Source organism: Ruegeria sp. K3 (assembly GCF_056531845.1).
The window spans coordinates 20,401-35,699 of the sequence record NZ_JBQFMM010000007.1 but is presented as its reverse complement, the minus strand read 5'-3'; the positions used below and the strand labels follow the sequence as shown (position 1 = coordinate 35,699).

15 protein-coding genes are annotated in these 15,299 nt (G+C 56.9%); 7 read left to right on the top strand and 8 right to left on the bottom strand.

Annotated elements, in window-relative coordinates; translation table 11 throughout:
• The first annotated feature begins 60 nt into the window (after positions 1 to 60).
• The 5 genes from ACR0MP_RS13420 to ACR0MP_RS13400 all read left to right on the top strand — a co-directional run bounded on the left by ACR0MP_RS13420 (position 61) and on the right by ACR0MP_RS13400 (position 6,106).
• The gene (locus ACR0MP_RS13420) at positions 61 to 1,380 is read left to right on the top strand and encodes a glutamine synthetase family protein (RefSeq protein ID WP_480886131.1); all 1,320 of its coding nucleotides are present in this window, start codon (positions 61 to 63) and stop codon (positions 1,378 to 1,380) included.
• Between the two features lie 58 nt (positions 1,381 to 1,438).
• Positions 1,439 to 2,119 (top strand): type 1 glutamine amidotransferase, encoded by a 681-nt coding sequence (locus ACR0MP_RS13415; RefSeq protein WP_170404894.1) that lies wholly within the window; start codon positions 1,439 to 1,441, stop codon positions 2,117 to 2,119.
• Positions 2,119 to 3,477 (top strand): glutamine synthetase family protein, encoded by a 1,359-nt coding sequence (locus tag ACR0MP_RS13410; RefSeq protein WP_170393610.1) that lies wholly within the window; start codon positions 2,119 to 2,121, stop codon positions 3,475 to 3,477. The genes ACR0MP_RS13415 and ACR0MP_RS13410 overlap by 1 nt, the downstream gene beginning before the upstream one ends.
• A gap of 12 nt (positions 3,478 to 3,489) precedes the next feature.
• Positions 3,490 to 4,794 carry an NAD(P)/FAD-dependent oxidoreductase gene (locus ACR0MP_RS13405; protein ID WP_170735345.1) on the top strand — a complete coding sequence of 435 codons (1,305 nt, stop codon included), beginning with the start codon at positions 3,490 to 3,492 and terminating at the stop codon, positions 4,792 to 4,794.
• A 112-nt stretch (positions 4,795 to 4,906) separates the two neighbouring features.
• The gene (locus tag ACR0MP_RS13400; protein ID WP_170404886.1) at positions 4,907 to 6,106 is read left to right on the top strand and encodes an aminotransferase class I/II-fold pyridoxal phosphate-dependent enzyme; all 1,200 of its coding nucleotides are present in this window, start codon (positions 4,907 to 4,909) and stop codon (positions 6,104 to 6,106) included.
• A gap of 9 nt (positions 6,107 to 6,115) precedes the next feature.
• Here ACR0MP_RS13400 and ACR0MP_RS13395 read toward each other — a convergent pair whose 3' ends face one another.
• The 4 genes from ACR0MP_RS13395 to ACR0MP_RS13380 all read right to left on the bottom strand — a co-directional run bounded on the left by ACR0MP_RS13395 (position 6,116) and on the right by ACR0MP_RS13380 (position 9,953).
• Positions 6,116 to 6,871, bottom strand: coding sequence for a trypsin-like serine protease (locus ACR0MP_RS13395; protein WP_170404883.1), 756 nt, complete (start codon positions 6,869 to 6,871; stop codon positions 6,116 to 6,118).
• An 8-nt stretch (positions 6,872 to 6,879) separates the two neighbouring features.
• Entirely contained in the window at positions 6,880 to 7,434 is a 555-nt protein-coding gene (gene phaR, locus ACR0MP_RS13390; RefSeq protein ID WP_170404880.1) for a polyhydroxyalkanoate synthesis repressor PhaR, read from the bottom strand.
• Between the two features lie 137 nt (positions 7,435 to 7,571).
• Positions 7,572 to 8,018 carry a phasin family protein gene (locus ACR0MP_RS13385; RefSeq protein WP_029621740.1) on the bottom strand — a complete coding sequence of 149 codons (447 nt, stop codon included), beginning with the start codon at positions 8,016 to 8,018 and terminating at the stop codon, positions 7,572 to 7,574.
• Between the two features lie 132 nt (positions 8,019 to 8,150).
• The gene (locus ACR0MP_RS13380; RefSeq protein WP_170404877.1) at positions 8,151 to 9,953 is read right to left on the bottom strand and encodes a class I poly(R)-hydroxyalkanoic acid synthase; all 1,803 of its coding nucleotides are present in this window, start codon (positions 9,951 to 9,953) and stop codon (positions 8,151 to 8,153) included.
• A gap of 111 nt (positions 9,954 to 10,064) precedes the next feature.
• On the opposite strand from ACR0MP_RS13380, the gene phaZ reads away from it, so the two are divergent.
• Complete coding sequence (gene phaZ, locus ACR0MP_RS13375) at positions 10,065 to 11,336, top strand: polyhydroxyalkanoate depolymerase (protein ID WP_170404873.1); 1,272 nt, start codon at positions 10,065 to 10,067, stop codon at positions 11,334 to 11,336.
• Complete coding sequence (locus ACR0MP_RS13370; RefSeq protein ID WP_480886134.1) at positions 11,333 to 11,917, top strand: DUF6151 family protein; 585 nt, start codon at positions 11,333 to 11,335, stop codon at positions 11,915 to 11,917. Before phaZ ends, ACR0MP_RS13370 begins: the two co-directional genes overlap by 4 nt.
• Here the strand turns inward: ACR0MP_RS13370 and ACR0MP_RS13365 are convergent.
• From ACR0MP_RS13365 to ACR0MP_RS13350, 4 genes are all read right to left on the bottom strand, one after another.
• The gene (locus ACR0MP_RS13365) at positions 11,914 to 12,624 is read right to left on the bottom strand and encodes an alpha/beta fold hydrolase (protein ID WP_170393627.1); all 711 of its coding nucleotides are present in this window, start codon (positions 12,622 to 12,624) and stop codon (positions 11,914 to 11,916) included. The genes ACR0MP_RS13370 and ACR0MP_RS13365 overlap by 4 nt on opposite strands.
• A 73-nt stretch (positions 12,625 to 12,697) precedes the next feature.
• A complete protein-coding gene (locus tag ACR0MP_RS13360) occupies positions 12,698 to 13,312 on the bottom strand; it encodes a hypothetical protein (protein ID WP_170406395.1) in 615 nt (204 codons plus the stop codon).
• 20 nt (positions 13,313 to 13,332) lie between these two features.
• Positions 13,333 to 14,340, bottom strand: a complete 1,008-nt coding sequence (locus ACR0MP_RS13355) for an alpha/beta hydrolase (protein ID WP_480886136.1) — start codon at positions 14,338 to 14,340, stop codon at positions 13,333 to 13,335.
• Positions 14,340 to 15,089: an alpha/beta fold hydrolase gene (locus ACR0MP_RS13350; RefSeq protein WP_170404863.1), complete on the bottom strand. Its 750-nt coding sequence runs from the start codon at positions 15,087 to 15,089 to the stop codon at positions 14,340 to 14,342. Before ACR0MP_RS13350 ends, ACR0MP_RS13355 begins: the two co-directional genes overlap by 1 nt.
• Positions 15,090 to 15,299 lie beyond the last annotated feature (210 nt).

Genomic DNA, 15,299 nt, shown 5'->3' with positions numbered 1-15,299 from the left:
TTTCGTGACAAGACGCTAATCCTGATTTAAACCTCTCGTGACTAGACCACGGAGCCCCCAATGGACCTGAGCGCCCTGCATACATTCCGCGTCGCCGCCTGTGACCTCAACGGTCAGATGCGTGGCAAACGCGTGCCGCCCTCATACGGTGCCAAGTTGGACAAAGGCGCCGTGCGCATGCCGTTCTCTGCGCTCAATGTCGATCTCTGGGGCGCTGATATCGAAGGCAGCCCGCTTGTCTTCGAAAGCGGTGATGCAGATGGTGTGTTGCGCCCCACCGGGCGTGGTCCGGTTCCCATGCCCTGGCTTGATACACCCACCGCGCTGGTGCCCATGTGCCTGTACCACGATGACGGCACGCCTTTTGCGGGCGATCCGAGACACGCGCTTTCTGCGGTTCTAGATCGATTTTCCGAACGGGGCTGGTCGGTCATCGCCGCCACCGAACTCGAGTTCACTCTGCTTGACGCCTCAGGCGACCAACCGCAGCCTCCGATCAACCCGGTCACGCGCCGCAGGCTGCGGGACGAAGCCGTTCTGTCGATGGCCGAAATGGACGCGTTTGATGCGTTCTTCACCTACCTCTATGATGGTTGCGCCGCTATGGGTATTCCTGCTCAGACTGCAATATCTGAAAGCGGGATCGGTCAGTTCGAGATCAATCTGAACCATCAGGACGCCATGCGCTGCGCCGATGATACGTGGCTTTTCAAGACCTTGGCGCGTGGCATGGCCCGCAAGCATGGCTTCACAGCAACCTTCATGTCCAAGCCCTATGCCGAGGATGCGGGCAACGGAATGCATGTGCATTTCTCGATCGTCGATGTCGATGGACGCAATGTCTTCGATGACGGAGAGGCCGAGGGAACCGATGAACTGCGCTCGGCGGTTGCTGGATGTCTAACCGCGATGCCCGGCTCTACGCTGATCTTCGCTCCCCATGGCAATTCTTACACGCGCCTGGTGCCTGGTGCCCACGCACCCACCGGAGCAAGCTGGGCCTATGAAAACCGCACGGCAGCCCTGCGCATTCCGGGTGGTGCCCCTGCCGCCCGACGGATCGAACATCGCGTTGCTGGCGGTGACATCAACCCCTATCTCATGCTGGCCGCAGTTCTGGGCGCGGCAATGGTTGGGATCGAGGATGGCCTGCGACCGCCCAGCCCGATTTCGGGCAATGCCTATGAGTTGACCGATCTGCCGCAACTAGCAGCCGACTGGCCGTCGGCCATCTCTGCTTTCGAAACTGACCCGGTAGTTGCGCGCATTTTCCCGGACGATCTGATCCGCAACCTGGTGATGACCAAACGGCAGGAAATTGCACGATTCGCGTCCCACCCTCCTGACGAGCACTGGCTCAGCTATCTTGAGAGCGTTTGAACCTCTTGCCCAGCTCGCTTCGCTCCGTTAGAATAAATTTGATCAAATTTGGTGAACTATGAAAATCGGCATCCTTGTAACCGGCCACCCACCCGATGAATTGCATGAACAATTCGGGGAATATGATGGCATGTTTCGCGCATTACTGGGTGGGAACGGCTTTGAATTCCAAACATACGCAGTGGTCGATGGTGAGTTTCCGGAAGACGCGCATCAGGCCGACGGGTGGATCATCACCGGATCTCGTCATGGCGCATACGAAGATCACGTTTGGATTCCCCCGCTTGAACAGCTGATCCGGGATATTCGGAAGACAGGGAACCCCTTGATTGGTGTCTGCTTTGGACATCAGATCATCGCGCAAGCGCTTGGTGGAAAAGTGGAAAAGTTTGATGGTGGCTGGGCTGTAGGACGCACGGAATACAGCTTTGGCGATCAGACCGTCACCTTGAATGCTTGGCATCAGGATCAAGTGACCAAACTGCCCGCAGGAGCGGTGGTCACCGGTACGAATGACTTTTGCCAAAACGCCATGGTCACCTATGGCGATACGATCTGGACCGTGCAGGCCCATCCTGAATATGGAAATGACTTCATACAGGGCTTGATGGAGACCCGAGGCAAAGGCGTGGTTCCCGATGCGTTGATGCAGGCGGCAGCGAACCGGAAAGACGCCCCGGATGATAATGCCAAAATCGGCCACCACATGGCAGAGTTCCTAAAGAAAGCGAGGGCCTGATGGCCGACTGGACAGATCAGCTGCCTGAGGCGGCGCGCACCTACTTTGAAGGCAAACGGCTGGATGAGGTTGAATGCATCATCTCTGACCTGCCCGGCATCGCCCGCGGCAAGGCGGTCCCGGCGTCAAAGTTTGCCAAGCAATCCTATTTTCACCTACCCGACAGCATTTTCTACCAGACCATCACAGGGGATTGGGGCGAAGCTGCAGGTGAGGACGGTTTCATTGAGCGGGACATGATCCTGAAACCCGACTTCTCAACTGCGTCGGCCGCTCCTTGGACGGGCGACTGGACCTTGCAGGTGATTCACGACGCGTTCGACCGAGATGGCGAGCCGATCCCTTTCAGCCCCCGCAATGTGCTCAAACGCGTTGTGAAGATGTATCACGACAAAGGTTGGAAGCCGGTTGTCGCCCCCGAGATGGAATTTTTTCTTGTCGCGCCGAATGTAGATCCCGCGCAAGGGATCAAGCCGATGATGGGCCGCTCGGGCCGACCTGCGGCGGCGCGGCAGGCTTATTCGATGACAGCGGTCGATGAATTCGGGCCGGTGATCGACGACATCTACGACTTTGCCGAATTTCAGGGGTTTGAAATCGACGGGATCACGCAAGAAGGCGGAGCCGGTCAATTAGAGATCAATCTGCGTCATGGCGATCCTGTAAAACTGGCCGATGAGGTATTCTACTTCAAACGTCTGATCCGCGAAGCCGCGTTGCGTCACAACTGCTTTGCGACATTCATGGCGAAACCGATCGAGGATGAGCCGGGCTCGGCCATGCACATCCATCACTCGATCATCGAAAAAGAAACGGGACAGAACATCTTCTCCGGTCCACAAGGTGGCGAGACGGATGCGTTTTATCACTTCATCGCCGGTTTGCAGAACCACCTGCCTGCAGGGCTGGCGGTGATGGCACCGTATGTGAATTCTTATCGCCGTTACGTCAAAGACCATGCGGCCCCGATTAATCTGGAGTGGGCACGCGACAATCGCACAACTGGCATTCGCGTACCTCTGTCCGGCCCCGAGGCGCGCCGGGTCGAAAACCGCATCGCAGGCATGGACTGCAACCCTTATCTTGGTATCGCATTGTCGTTGGCCTGTGGCTATTTGGGCCTGACTCAGCAAGAACGCCCACGCCGCCAATTCTATGGCGACGCCTATGAAGGCGACGGCGACATCCCTCAGATCATGGGTGAAGCTCTGGATCTGTTTGATGAAGCCACTGCCCTGCACGAAGTTCTGGGTCCCGAGTTCGCCCGTGTCTACGGCATCGTCAAACGTGCTGAGTACGAAGAGTTCCTGCAGGTCATTTCCCCGTGGGAACGCGAGCATCTGCTGATGAACGTCTAGGGCAAAGACGCGATGAACCTGCTGTATTCTAATGACCGCAAGGCGGAGTACCCGCCAAGCTGGTATGCCGCGACGGCGCACGCCTTCGACCGCTACCCGGCGCTTGAAGGCGACCATTCCGCAGACGTCTGTATTGTCGGGGGCGGATATACGGGCCTTTCGGCAGCATTGCACCTGGCTGAGGCTGGGTTCGATGTTGTCCTGCTGGAAGCTCATCGCGCGGGCTTTGGGGCTTCGGGTCGCAACGGAGGCCAACTGGGCAGCGCGCAGCGTTTGGATCAAGAGGATCTTGAACGGCTTGTTGGCGATGAAGACGCGTTAAAGCTTTGGGATCTGGCCGAAGAAGCCAAGGATCTGGTCAAATCTCTGATCTCAAAACATCAGATCGATTGCGACCTGAAGCCCGGCATTGCGGTTCTGGGCTTTAACAACTCGGAGCGCGCAGAGCTACATGATCACGCGGCGCATCTGTCGGGTAAATACAAATACGACCAAATCGAAACTTTAGATGCCGATGCCGCGCGCGGGCTTTGCCCCTCACCAGCCTATGCGGGTGGGTATCTGGACAATGGTGCCGCGCACCTACACCCGTTGAACTACGCCCTCGGCCTTGCGCGTGCCGCTGTCAGAGCCGGGTTAAGACTGCATGAAGACACCGAAGTTCTTGGCATCGATCAGGGCGCTCGTGTTACTGTACGCACTGAAAAGGGCACGATCACTGCCGATCACGTTATTCTGGCCTGCAACGGATACCTCGGAGATCTGAACCGGCAAGTTGCATCGCGCGTGATGCCAATCAACAATTTCATCGCGGCAACCGAACCTTTGGGCGCTGAAGTGCAAAAAGTTTTAGCCAAAGATATCGCCGTTGCTGACACCAAGTTCGTGATAGACTATTTCCGGCTGAGCGCCGATGGCAGGCTGCTGTTTGGGGGTGGCGAAAGTTATGGTTATCGTTTCCCCGAGGACATCGCCGCAAAAGTCCGCAAGCCGATGACCGAGATTTTCCCGCATCTGCGTGACGTCAAAATCGACTACGCATGGGGCGGAACGCTGGGCATCACCATGCGGCGCATGCCCTATTTGACCCGGGTTGCGCCAAATATCCTGTCCGCCTCGGGTTATTCTGGCCACGGCGTCGGCACCGCGACCCATGCGGGGCAACTCATGGCGTTGGCGATCCAGGGGCAGGCTGAGGGGTTCGATACCATGGCCCGCGTTCCTGCAGTGCCCTTCCCGGGTGGTCCTGCTTTGCGGACGCCGTTGCTGATACTGGCCATGACTTGGTATGCGCTGCGTGACAGGCTGGGTATCTGAACACATTCTTTACGACGAATTGGTGAAATCTCGCTGACGATGCGAATTGGGACTTGGCTTGCCTGCATATCGAATTTATATTTCCCAAAGATAAAATTCGGGAAATCCAAATATGACGCTTGTACCCAACGTTCATGAAGCCGAACCCATCCCCGCAGCCGCCCGAGACGCAATCGACGCCCTGATGAAGTCAGGCGATCTGTTTCGCTATACCGCACCTCAGGATGCGCCCGTTGCTCTCCTGGAGGCAGAGTTTGCCGAACTGCTCGGCACAAAATACGCGCTGGCGGTCTCTTCCTGTTCTGCCGCGCTGTTTTTGTCGCTCAAGGCGCTTGGGCTGCCCCGCGATGCGCGGGTTCTGATCCCCGGATTTACCTTTGCCGCCGTGCCGTCTTCAATCGTGCACGCGGATTGCATTCCGGTTCTGTGCGAGGTCGGGGACAATTATCGCGTCGATATGGCCGATTTCACGGCCAAGCTGGACAGCGTGCAGGCAGTGATCATCAGCCATATGCGCGGCCATACCTCGGACATGGACGCGATCATGGAGCTGTGTGAAGCGCGCGATATCCCGGTGATCGAAGACGCCGCCCACTCATTGGGCACAACCTGGCATGGGCGCAATATTGGCACCATCGGTAAGGTCGGCTGCTTCTCGTTCCAGTCCTATAAAATGATCAACGCAGGCGAAGGTGGCATTCTGGTCAGCGACGATGCGGATCTTGTGGCGCGCGCTGTTATCATGTCGGGCGCATACGAACACAACTGGAAAAAGCACTCTGGCTCACCAGAGCTGGAACAGGCCTTTGCCAAATGGCAGAACCAGTTGCCACTGTATAACCTGCGCATGAGCAACCTCAGCGCCGCAGTCATTCGCCCACAAATCCCCGAACTGGCCCGCCGTGTCCGCGACGGGCTGGCAAACCATGACTATGTGGCTGATCGTCTGAACACATCGCCCTACATCGATGTCCCTGCCCCCCTGACACCCGAGCAGCGCGCACCAGATTCGATCCAATTCAATCTGGTTGACCTCAGCGACGATGAAATCCGCGCCTTTGCCGCCGCAGCCGAGGCACGCGGTGTCAAGGTGCAGGTCTTTGGCCTGAGTCAGGATAACGCTCGTGCCTTCTGGAACTGGCAGTTCCTACCCGAACAGTTCGAACTGCCACAGACCCGTGCGATGCTGATGAAGGCCTGCGATGTACGTCTGCCCGTGCGTTTGACGCGCGATGAACTGGACGTAATCTCGGACATCCTGCTGGCTTCTGTTGGCGAGGTTGTCGGCCCGGTGCCAGTCTACGGGACCTGATCGTCAGTTCTATTGCAGATCAAGGTCGTTAACTGAAAGTAACAATGCGTCGATCCCGTCGGGGGTTGGCGCGACGCGTGACAAAATCCCGGCAACGGCGAGCCCGGTTTCTGTTTGCGTCAGAAACGGTGCACCGGAATCCCCCATCATGACGGGGCAGATCGCGCGCATCAGCCCTTGGCCGGCCTGTGCGGCATTACAGCTATCGGTGCGACTGAGCACGTGAGGCCGCAATCCGGGATAGCCCACGAACGAGCCCATCTGCGGGACAGTCCGGGAAATATCGAAAAAACCAACCTGCTCTCCAATTGGCTCGGCCAACTCCAACACGGCCCAATCCAGATCGGCGCGATTGTTGAATACACCGTCGCGCCCCTGTTCCGAATCCAGCCGATAGGCCAATACAGTGGACACGGCGGCAGCCTCGCCGCGCTGATACCCTGCGGCAAACCGGATACTGGCCGGAGGAATCCAGCGGTTGCGCGCGCTGTTGTACAAGCAATGTGCCGCGGTCAAAACCAGCCGCTCAGACACCAGCACGCCTGTACAATGGGACCGCTGACTGCGGCTGGCAAAATTGACCCGGCCAATGGCGCGCCAGGGCGGGGTCGTTGCATCCAGAATTTCGCGCGCGCGAATCTCGTCGCAGCCCGCAGCCGTATCCCGACCCATTGTGCAGATAGGTTCCCACACGGATGTAAACTGGCCTTGGGCCTGTGCAGTCTGGGCCCAGATCAACGCGCCCAGAACAGACAGCCAGCGCATCGGTCAGGCTAGCTCAGCTTCGATAGTTTTTGCTGCAGCTCGGCAAGTTGCTTTTTGATGTCGTCCAAATCCTCTTTGGGTTCGGGCGATGTTTCTTGTTCATCATCCGGCCCCGACCAGTTTCCCGACAGACCACCGGTCATGGCTTTTAGAAAGGCCTTTTGCTGCGCCTGCATCGCCTCGAACCCCGGCATCTGGGACATTGGGTTCATGGCGTTCATGTTTTCCATCATCTTGGACTGGCTCTCGCGCAGCATGTCGAACGAGCTTTGCAGGAATTGCGGCATCATGCCCCCGCCCGGCACCATGTAGCTGCGCACCAGATCGTTCAGCACATTAATCGGCAAAACATTTTCGCCGCGGCTTTCGTGTTCGGCAATGATTTGAAGCAGATACTGACGGGTCAGGTCATCACCGGTTTTCAGGTCGATGATCTGAACCTCGCGGCCATCGCGTATGAAACCGGCTATATCTTCAAGCGTCACGTAATCGCTGGTCTCGGTGTTATACAGCCGACGGCTGGCATAGCGCTTGATCAGCAGCGGTTTGTCTTGTTCCGACACCCTGTACCCTCCCCAAGGATGATGCGTTGCAGCAGAGGTTATGCGACTGCAGAACAAAAAGAAAGGGCAGGTCCTAAGACCCGCCCTGATGCGATCACACCGCTTGGGAGGAATGGGTGCTGCGTCGCAGAATTACCTTACTTGGCAGTTGCTGCTTTCTTGGCTGCAGCAGTTACCTCGTTGGTGGCTTTTTTGACGGCTGCGGTTGCATCTTCTGCAGCGTCTTTGCCAGCTGCCATCAGCAGCTCAACGGTTTCGGTCTGAACTTTTTTCGCGATCTCAGCGAAAGCAGCCAGGTTTTCGGCAGCAACTTCAGCCGACGCGCTTGCGAAATCGGTTGCAGCTTTTGCGTAATCCGCAGGCTCGGTTTTTGCTTTCGACATCTCGGTCAGTTTGGCCAGGGTTTCCTTGGTCCATTTGTTCGAGATTTCAGCCGATTTCTCAGCTGCGTCCAGAGCAACACCCGACAGCTTTTCGTTCAGAGAAGCGGTCGATTTGAATGCGTCTTCCAGAGCGGTTGTGTCAACCGGGAACGCGCCCATCATGTCTTTCAGGGTCGCGGTAAAGTCTTGGGTCTTTGCCATTGTCCTAAATCCTTCTAGCCGTTCCGGGCCCACCCCGGTTCTCATCAGCTTGAAGGCAATATGATTGCTGCATCGCAGCATTGCAAGTTTTTTCTTGCTGCAATGCAGAAATTTTTGAGTTTCAAAATGATATCAGCAGTTTGCCTTGACCAAAACATAGGTACCTGGAGCCGGGCAAAGGCGTGGATGATCCGAATCGCCGGTATCGCGCGCGGGAACCTGCTTGCCTGATCGCTTCTTTAACCACGCTTCCCACATCGGCCACCACGAACCTTCGTGGAAGTCAGCCTCTTTCAGCCATGTATCGGCATCACACTTCAGCTCAGGATTGGTGTAATGGCCATATTTTTTCTTACTGGGCGGATTTACGATGCCCGCGATGTGGCCGGACTCGGACACCACAAAGGTCTTCGACTTCGCGCCCATCTGCTGCACCCCGCGATAGCAATCCTTCCATGCGGCAATATGATCCGTCTCGCAGGTGATCGCCATCAAAGGCACATCGACATCCTTGATATGCAGCTTATGGCCAAGCAATTCGAACCCGTCGTTGACGAAATCGTTGCTCTGACACAAACCGCGCAGATACTGGATCGCCATCCGACCTGGCAGGTTGGCCCCGTCGCCGTTCCAGTACAACAGGTCAAACGCTGGCGGTGTTTCACCCATCATGTAGCTGCGGATCGCCGGCGTATAGATGAGATCTCTGGATCGCAGGAAAGACATCGTTCGCCCGATGATCCATGCCTTTAGAATACCATCCTTCGAGACCTGTTCTTCGATGCCATCCACAAAGTCATTTTGCAGGAACGGCGTGAACTCCCCCTGCTCACCAAAGTCTGTCAGGGTGGTGAAGAAAGTGGCAGATTTGATCGACTTGTCGCCGCGCTGCTTCATCAGCGAAAGCGTCAGGCTCAGCGTCGTACCGGCGATGCAATACCCAACTGCATTGACCTGCTTAACCTTGCAGATTTTCTTCGCCTCTTCGATGGCGGTCAGGAACCCTTCCTGGATATAGTCCTCCATCCCAATATCGGCGTGTGAACTATCGGCATTCACCCAGCTGACCACAAACAGGGTATAGCCCTGCTCGGTCACCCATTTAATCAGGCTGTTCTGAGCCTTCAGGTCCAAGATATAGAACTTGTTGATCCATGGCGGGAACAGAACGATCGGCGTTTCGTGCACCGTCTCGGTCACCGGTTTATACTGGATCAGTTCCATCATTCGGTTGCGATAGACGACGTCGCCGGGTGTAGTTGCAATATTCCCGCCAATCTCAAAGGCACTTTCGTCAGCCAGCCTGACAACCATTTCGCCGTCATTGGCCTCAAGGTCCGACACGAGGTTCTCCAGCCCCTGTATCAGGGACTGCCCTTCGGTCTCGATGGCCTTTTCCAGCGCATCGGGGTTGGTGGCCAGAAAATTCGTTGGCGCCATCATATCTATGATCTGTTGCGAGAAGTACTGCAGACGCTGTTTATCCTTGGTTTCCAGATCGTCAACCGATGCGACGGCCTGCGCGATCGCTTCGGCATTGGTTTGGTACTGCTGGCGAATGAGGCGAAAGTAGGGGTTGGTTTCCCACATTGGATTGGCAAACCGTTTATCTTTGGTAGCGGCTGGGGGTACATCCCCGTCGCTTTGGGTCATCGCTTTCTGCGCTTCCGCAAAGTTGAGAACCGATTTTCCCCAATACTCAATTTGCTGCTCCAACAGCTTTGTGGGGTTTTGAAACGCTTCAGCCCAATACGCAGTTGCTGCTTTTGCAAAAAGCTCTTGATTCGGGCCATCCAGAGCGGGGGTGTGCGGCGTTTTTCCGGCCATGACCTCGACCAGGCGTTTGGACAGTTCTTCTACTTTGTCCATATTTTCTTTAAGTCGTTCAATATGTTCTTCGGTCAGTTTTGGCGTCTGGTCTTCGGTAGTTGTCATTTTAACAATTCCCCCCTAGTCTCGCTGCTGTGCAGAATAACGTCGTTGGCGTCGGGGGGCAAAGCGGCGAATGGTCCGAATTCTCAGGCTGATACTCAGGAGGCACATTCGATGCGCTACATGATGACCTATGACCTGATGGAAACCATGCGTAACACCAACCAATGGCTTGGTGCAACCGCAAGCGCGATGGCATCCTACCCCCTGTTCTCGATGACACCCAACCCGGCCTTCAACTGGATGGCCGCTTGGGGCGAAGTAACCGAGCGCACATTTCAGCGTATGGTCGTCAAGCCTGATTGGGGCATCCGCACCTTTACCTGCGAAGACGGCAAGGACCATCTGGTCGATATCACAACCGTGCTTGAGCGTCCTTTCGGCGACCTGATCCATTTCCGCGTTAATGGACGCAAAGAACAGCCACGCAAGGTGCTGCTGGTTGCGCCGATGTCGGGGCATTACGCGACCCTGCTCCGCTCGACCGTCAAAAGCCTGCTTGTCAATTGTGAGGTCTACATTACCGATTGGCATAACGCGCGCGACATTCCCGTGTCCGAAGGCAAGTTCGATGTAGAGGATTACACGCTCTACCTTGTCGATTTTATGAAAGAGCTCGGCCCCGATACGCATGTTATTGCGGTTTGTCAGCCCGCACCGCTGACTCTGGCCGCAACCGCCTATCTGGCCGAGGTCGAGCCGAAGGCGCAGCCAAGTACCCTGACCCTGATCGGCGGTCCCGTCGACCCCGACGCAACTCCGACCGAGGTTACGGATTTTGGTCGCCGTGTAACGATGGGTCAGTTGGAAGAAACGATGATCCAGCGGGTTGGCTTCAAATACAAGGGCGTAGGCCGGATGGTGTATCCCGGCTTGCTACAACTGGCTTCGTTCATGTCAATGAATGCCGAACGTCACAGCAAGGCGTTCTCGGATCAGATCCAGCGCGTTATTCGTGACGAGGCATCCGACCACGATGCCCATAACCGGTTCTATGACGAATATCTGGCGGTGATGGACATGACTGCCGAGTTCTATCTTTCGACCGTTGAACGTGTCTTCAAAAACCGTGAGATCGCGCGCAACGAGTTCGTTGTAGCCGGCCACAAGGTAGATATCGGCAAGATCACTGATGTGGCTGTGAAATCGGTCGAAGGCACGAATGACGATATCTCAGCCCCCGGGCAATGCATTGCGGCGCTGGATTTATGCACGGGTCTGCCCGACAGCAAAAAGGCCAGCCATGTTGAACCCGGCGCGGGTCACTATGGCATTTTTGCGGGCCGCAGCTGGCGCGACAACATCCGTCCGCTAGTGATTGATTTCATGAATGAAAACAGCCGCAAACCCCGTCAACGAGCCGCCAATAGCAACAAAGTTGCATGAGCCGCGCAGCGGCAGGAGACCTTCCTTTCCGTTGCAATTGCGGCGCCCTTTCGGGGCGCATTACTGAACACGGCGTCGTATCCGGCACTCATGTCGTGTGTTTTTGCCATGACTGCCGCGCGGCTCAGCTGTATTTTGAACAGCCCGACCCTGCGCCCGACCCAGTCGAGGTGTTTCAGATGTCACCGGAAGACATTAAGATCGATGCAGGGGTCGAGCACTTGGCAGCTATGCAACTTAGCCCCAAGGGCATGTTGCGATGGTATGCCAGATGCTGCAACGCGCCGCTGGCCACGACGCCGACAACTCCAAAATTTCCGTTCGCGGGTTTTATCGTCAAACGTATTCCCCACCCCGGCAGTTTGGGTCCCATTACTACGCGTGGATTTGTGCCAAGGGCTGACGGCAAGCAGTCTCATGAGAAAATCCGCTATGCCGCTATGGGTCTGCTTAAACGCGTACTAAAATCGCGTCTGTTCGGGAGCTGGAAGAAAACGCCATTCTTTGACTCTGAAACCGGTCGGCCGGTGGTGCAACCAACTGTTCTGACCAAGAACCAGCGCGCGGTTTTCTACGACTAGGTCAGCCGCAGTGGTTTCCGGAGCCAATCCTGCAGCATCGCAATCACGGATTCGGGTGCTTCCAGTGTCGGATAGTGCCCGGCCTCATCAATCACGCGCAACTCTGCATCCGGAATGAGATCAGCCATGAAGGTATTCTTGCGGACCGGATTCTCCGCATCATGGGCACCGCAAATGATCAGCGTGGGCATCCTGATCCGGCGCAGCGTGCCTTGTTGGTCCGGACGGCGTTGCAGGGTTCTTATCTGACGCACAAACACATCCGAGCCCAATTCCTCGGCCATCTGCAACACTTCGTTCAAAATCGGGATGCGTTGCGGACCGGGAGACAACATGTCCGAGCCGATCAGCTTGCGCATCACTTCGTCCAACCTCCCCGCCTGCGCGCCAACGATCAGGTCTTCGCGACTCGCCGCGATATGAGGTGTGTCGGCCTGCGCATCCGTCGCCAGCAAGGCCAGTCGTGTCACCCTCTCAGGTGCTCGCCGCACGATCTCAAGCGCGACGCCACCACCCAGACCAAACCCGCACAAAGCAAACCGGTGCGGCAGTTGATCCAGCAAGCCCGGCGCGATTTCTTCGAACCGTTCACCGCCGGTGATCGGTGCGACCATAACTGCACGTTCACGCGACAGCGCGGTGATCTGCGCCTGAAACAACCGTGCATCGCACATCAATCCGGGTAGCAAAACCAACGGCTCGATCACCTCGGTGCCCTCCGCTCGTTGTTATTGTTTTGTTACAGGATGAGAGGTTTGCCAACGGCGGGCAAGCAAAACTTCACGGATAGCTGATCGCCCGAAACGGTGGGAAATCCGCATAGCGTTCCTGCCTTTGGCCCAGCGGTTCATCTGGCTCCGCCCCGGCCCGCAACAAGCAGCCGCGCGGGGCGATGTAGCTGTCGATCCGCCGTACAGGCTTGGGCCGCCAAACCAGATTGAACGCGCATAGTTTGGGAAAGAACCAAATCTCGGAATAATCCAGATGGTCATGCATCCACCACGCCAAATCGCGCCAATCGCGCCCCTGCGCATAACGGTCTGCAATCCACGGAATTACCACCGACGCCCCTGCTACACGTGCGTCACCTTCGCCCCAATCCCAAATGTGGCACTCCAACGGGTTGTCATTGCGGGCACAGTTCAACCTGTTCTCGTTCCCGAACCGGTTCAGTGATCGCGAGCGATAGCCCGAGCGCACCGCGATACGACCAAAGGTTTCTTCCAGCGGGTCCAGCAGGGTCTCGCAAAACGCGCGCCCGGTCTCGATCGCAAGATCAGGGTTGTCGGGAATATTTTGCAATTCGTGAAAGTTCCCGATCTCGGAATATAGAAAATCGCGCATGAAAAAATGCCGGGATAGTCGCACGCGACCCAACGTCTCAAGGCTCCACATACTGCCCGGTCTACGCATATTCAGCCCCCGCTTTGCTTCGGAATCCCCTGCTCTGACAGCCACTCCAATATGCCCGCGACCGCCGCGTCGGTCTGACCCGGTGACATCAGACGCCCCGCGACCACGTGTGAGGCCGGATCATCCCCGGGCCCCATTGTCACCAATGAAACCATCGCCTGACCACCCCAGGTCTTGGCCGCCTCATGCATTTTTTCCGGACGCACCACCTGATCATCATCAGAAAACCAGAACAGCGCCGGAACCCGCGCGCCCGAGAAGTCCAGCGCATTGACCGCATCTACAAGGGCAAACATCGGCACGACCGCCTCCCACGGATAAACAGTTGTCCAAAAGATGTTCTTCTCGGGATCAGTGCTTGAGACATCCCGGTCCTGTCCCATCAAAGGCGGCAGCCAATGCCGGGCCCACGGCAAAGATGGCACCCAGGAACCAGCCGAGTTTACGCCAAAGTTCGGCGACACCAAAACCAATGCAGCCACATCAGTGCTCAGTTCCGTATCCATCGCAGCAGCGGCGGCCAATGTCGCCCCCGTCGAGGTTGCGATCACAATGACTTGCTCACCAACAGCCCTGGCGGCAGCCAACGCCTCGGCTGTATCCTGCATCCAGCCCGACGCCGTACCTTCGGCCATTGCGTCCGCATCGCGGCCATGCCCCTGAAGCCTTGTGTAGACAAGATTGGCACCCAACGCGTCCGCAACGCGATCAGGTACTGGCCTGATCTCCTCGGACGTGGCGGAAAACCCATGAATGTAGAGCACCGCAAAAGCTGTCCGCTGTTCAACAAAACCATCCTGCCAGATCACGCGCTTTTCAATACCTGGCACGATGTCATCATAGGCGGATTCGATGCTTTCAAAGTAAACCTGAACGCCTTCGCCAAATTTGCGCGGATCGAAACGCGGATGCAGGTCCACTGGCTCGCGCGGGCCAAAGGCGTAGATCAACACACCAACCAGCGTCAAACCCACCAGCACCCGCCCCAAAACCCAGCCGAGGCGACGCATCAGGTGCCTTCCAGGACTTCTCGCAGAGCCTGCTCAATCAGCCCGAGGCATCGCTCATCCGAGAACCTGTGATCCGCATCTTTGACCAGCAGCAGTTGCATGTCCGGACCAGCGGCATGATCCAGCAGGCGCACTGCCGTATCGGTCGAGACGGCCGTATCTGCTGTCCCCTGCAGGAGACGCACAGGGAAAGGCAGATCAAGCGAAGCGCGCAAAACTAACCGCTGCCGCCCATCCTCAATCATCCGCTTGGTGATGACGTAGGGCTCCATGTAGTCCGATGGCAGTTCTACATGTCCAACCGTCTCTAGTTCAGATTTTTGCTGGTCCGAAAACGACGCCCAATACCCGTCCTCGGTAAAATCTGGGGCCGCCGCAATTGTCACCATACCTGCGATCCGCTCGGGCATGACACGCGCCAGCAACAGCGCTTGCCACCCGCCCATCGACGATCCCACAACAACCAGCGGACCATCAGTTAACCGAGAAACTGCAGCCAGCGTATCCTCGTGCCAGTCCCCGATACACCCGTCAGTAAAGGCGCCCGAGCTTTCACCGTGCCCCGAATAGTCAAACCGAAGGAACCCCTGCCCGCGCGCGCGCGCCCACGCTTCCAGATGCACCGCCTTGGTGCCCTCCATATCTGATTTCAAGCCACCTAGAAAAACGATGGTCGGCCCGCGCCCATCACTCTTGTGATACGCCAGACGTCGTCCCTGCGCGGTTTCCAGAAATTCTGCCTCTGCCATGCTACCCTCATTGCTTGTCAGCCCATCATGCATGTCACACACCTCTCTGCAATTGCCCGATCCTTCTTCATCTGGCTAAAAATACCTCGGGGAGTGCGAGGGGCTGGCCCCTCGCTCCTGCCCTTGACACCTGTGTCCCCACCTGCCACATGAGCCGAGCATACATAACCCGCAACCGGGCGTTCAGTGGGCGCCAAACCGACGAGGAGA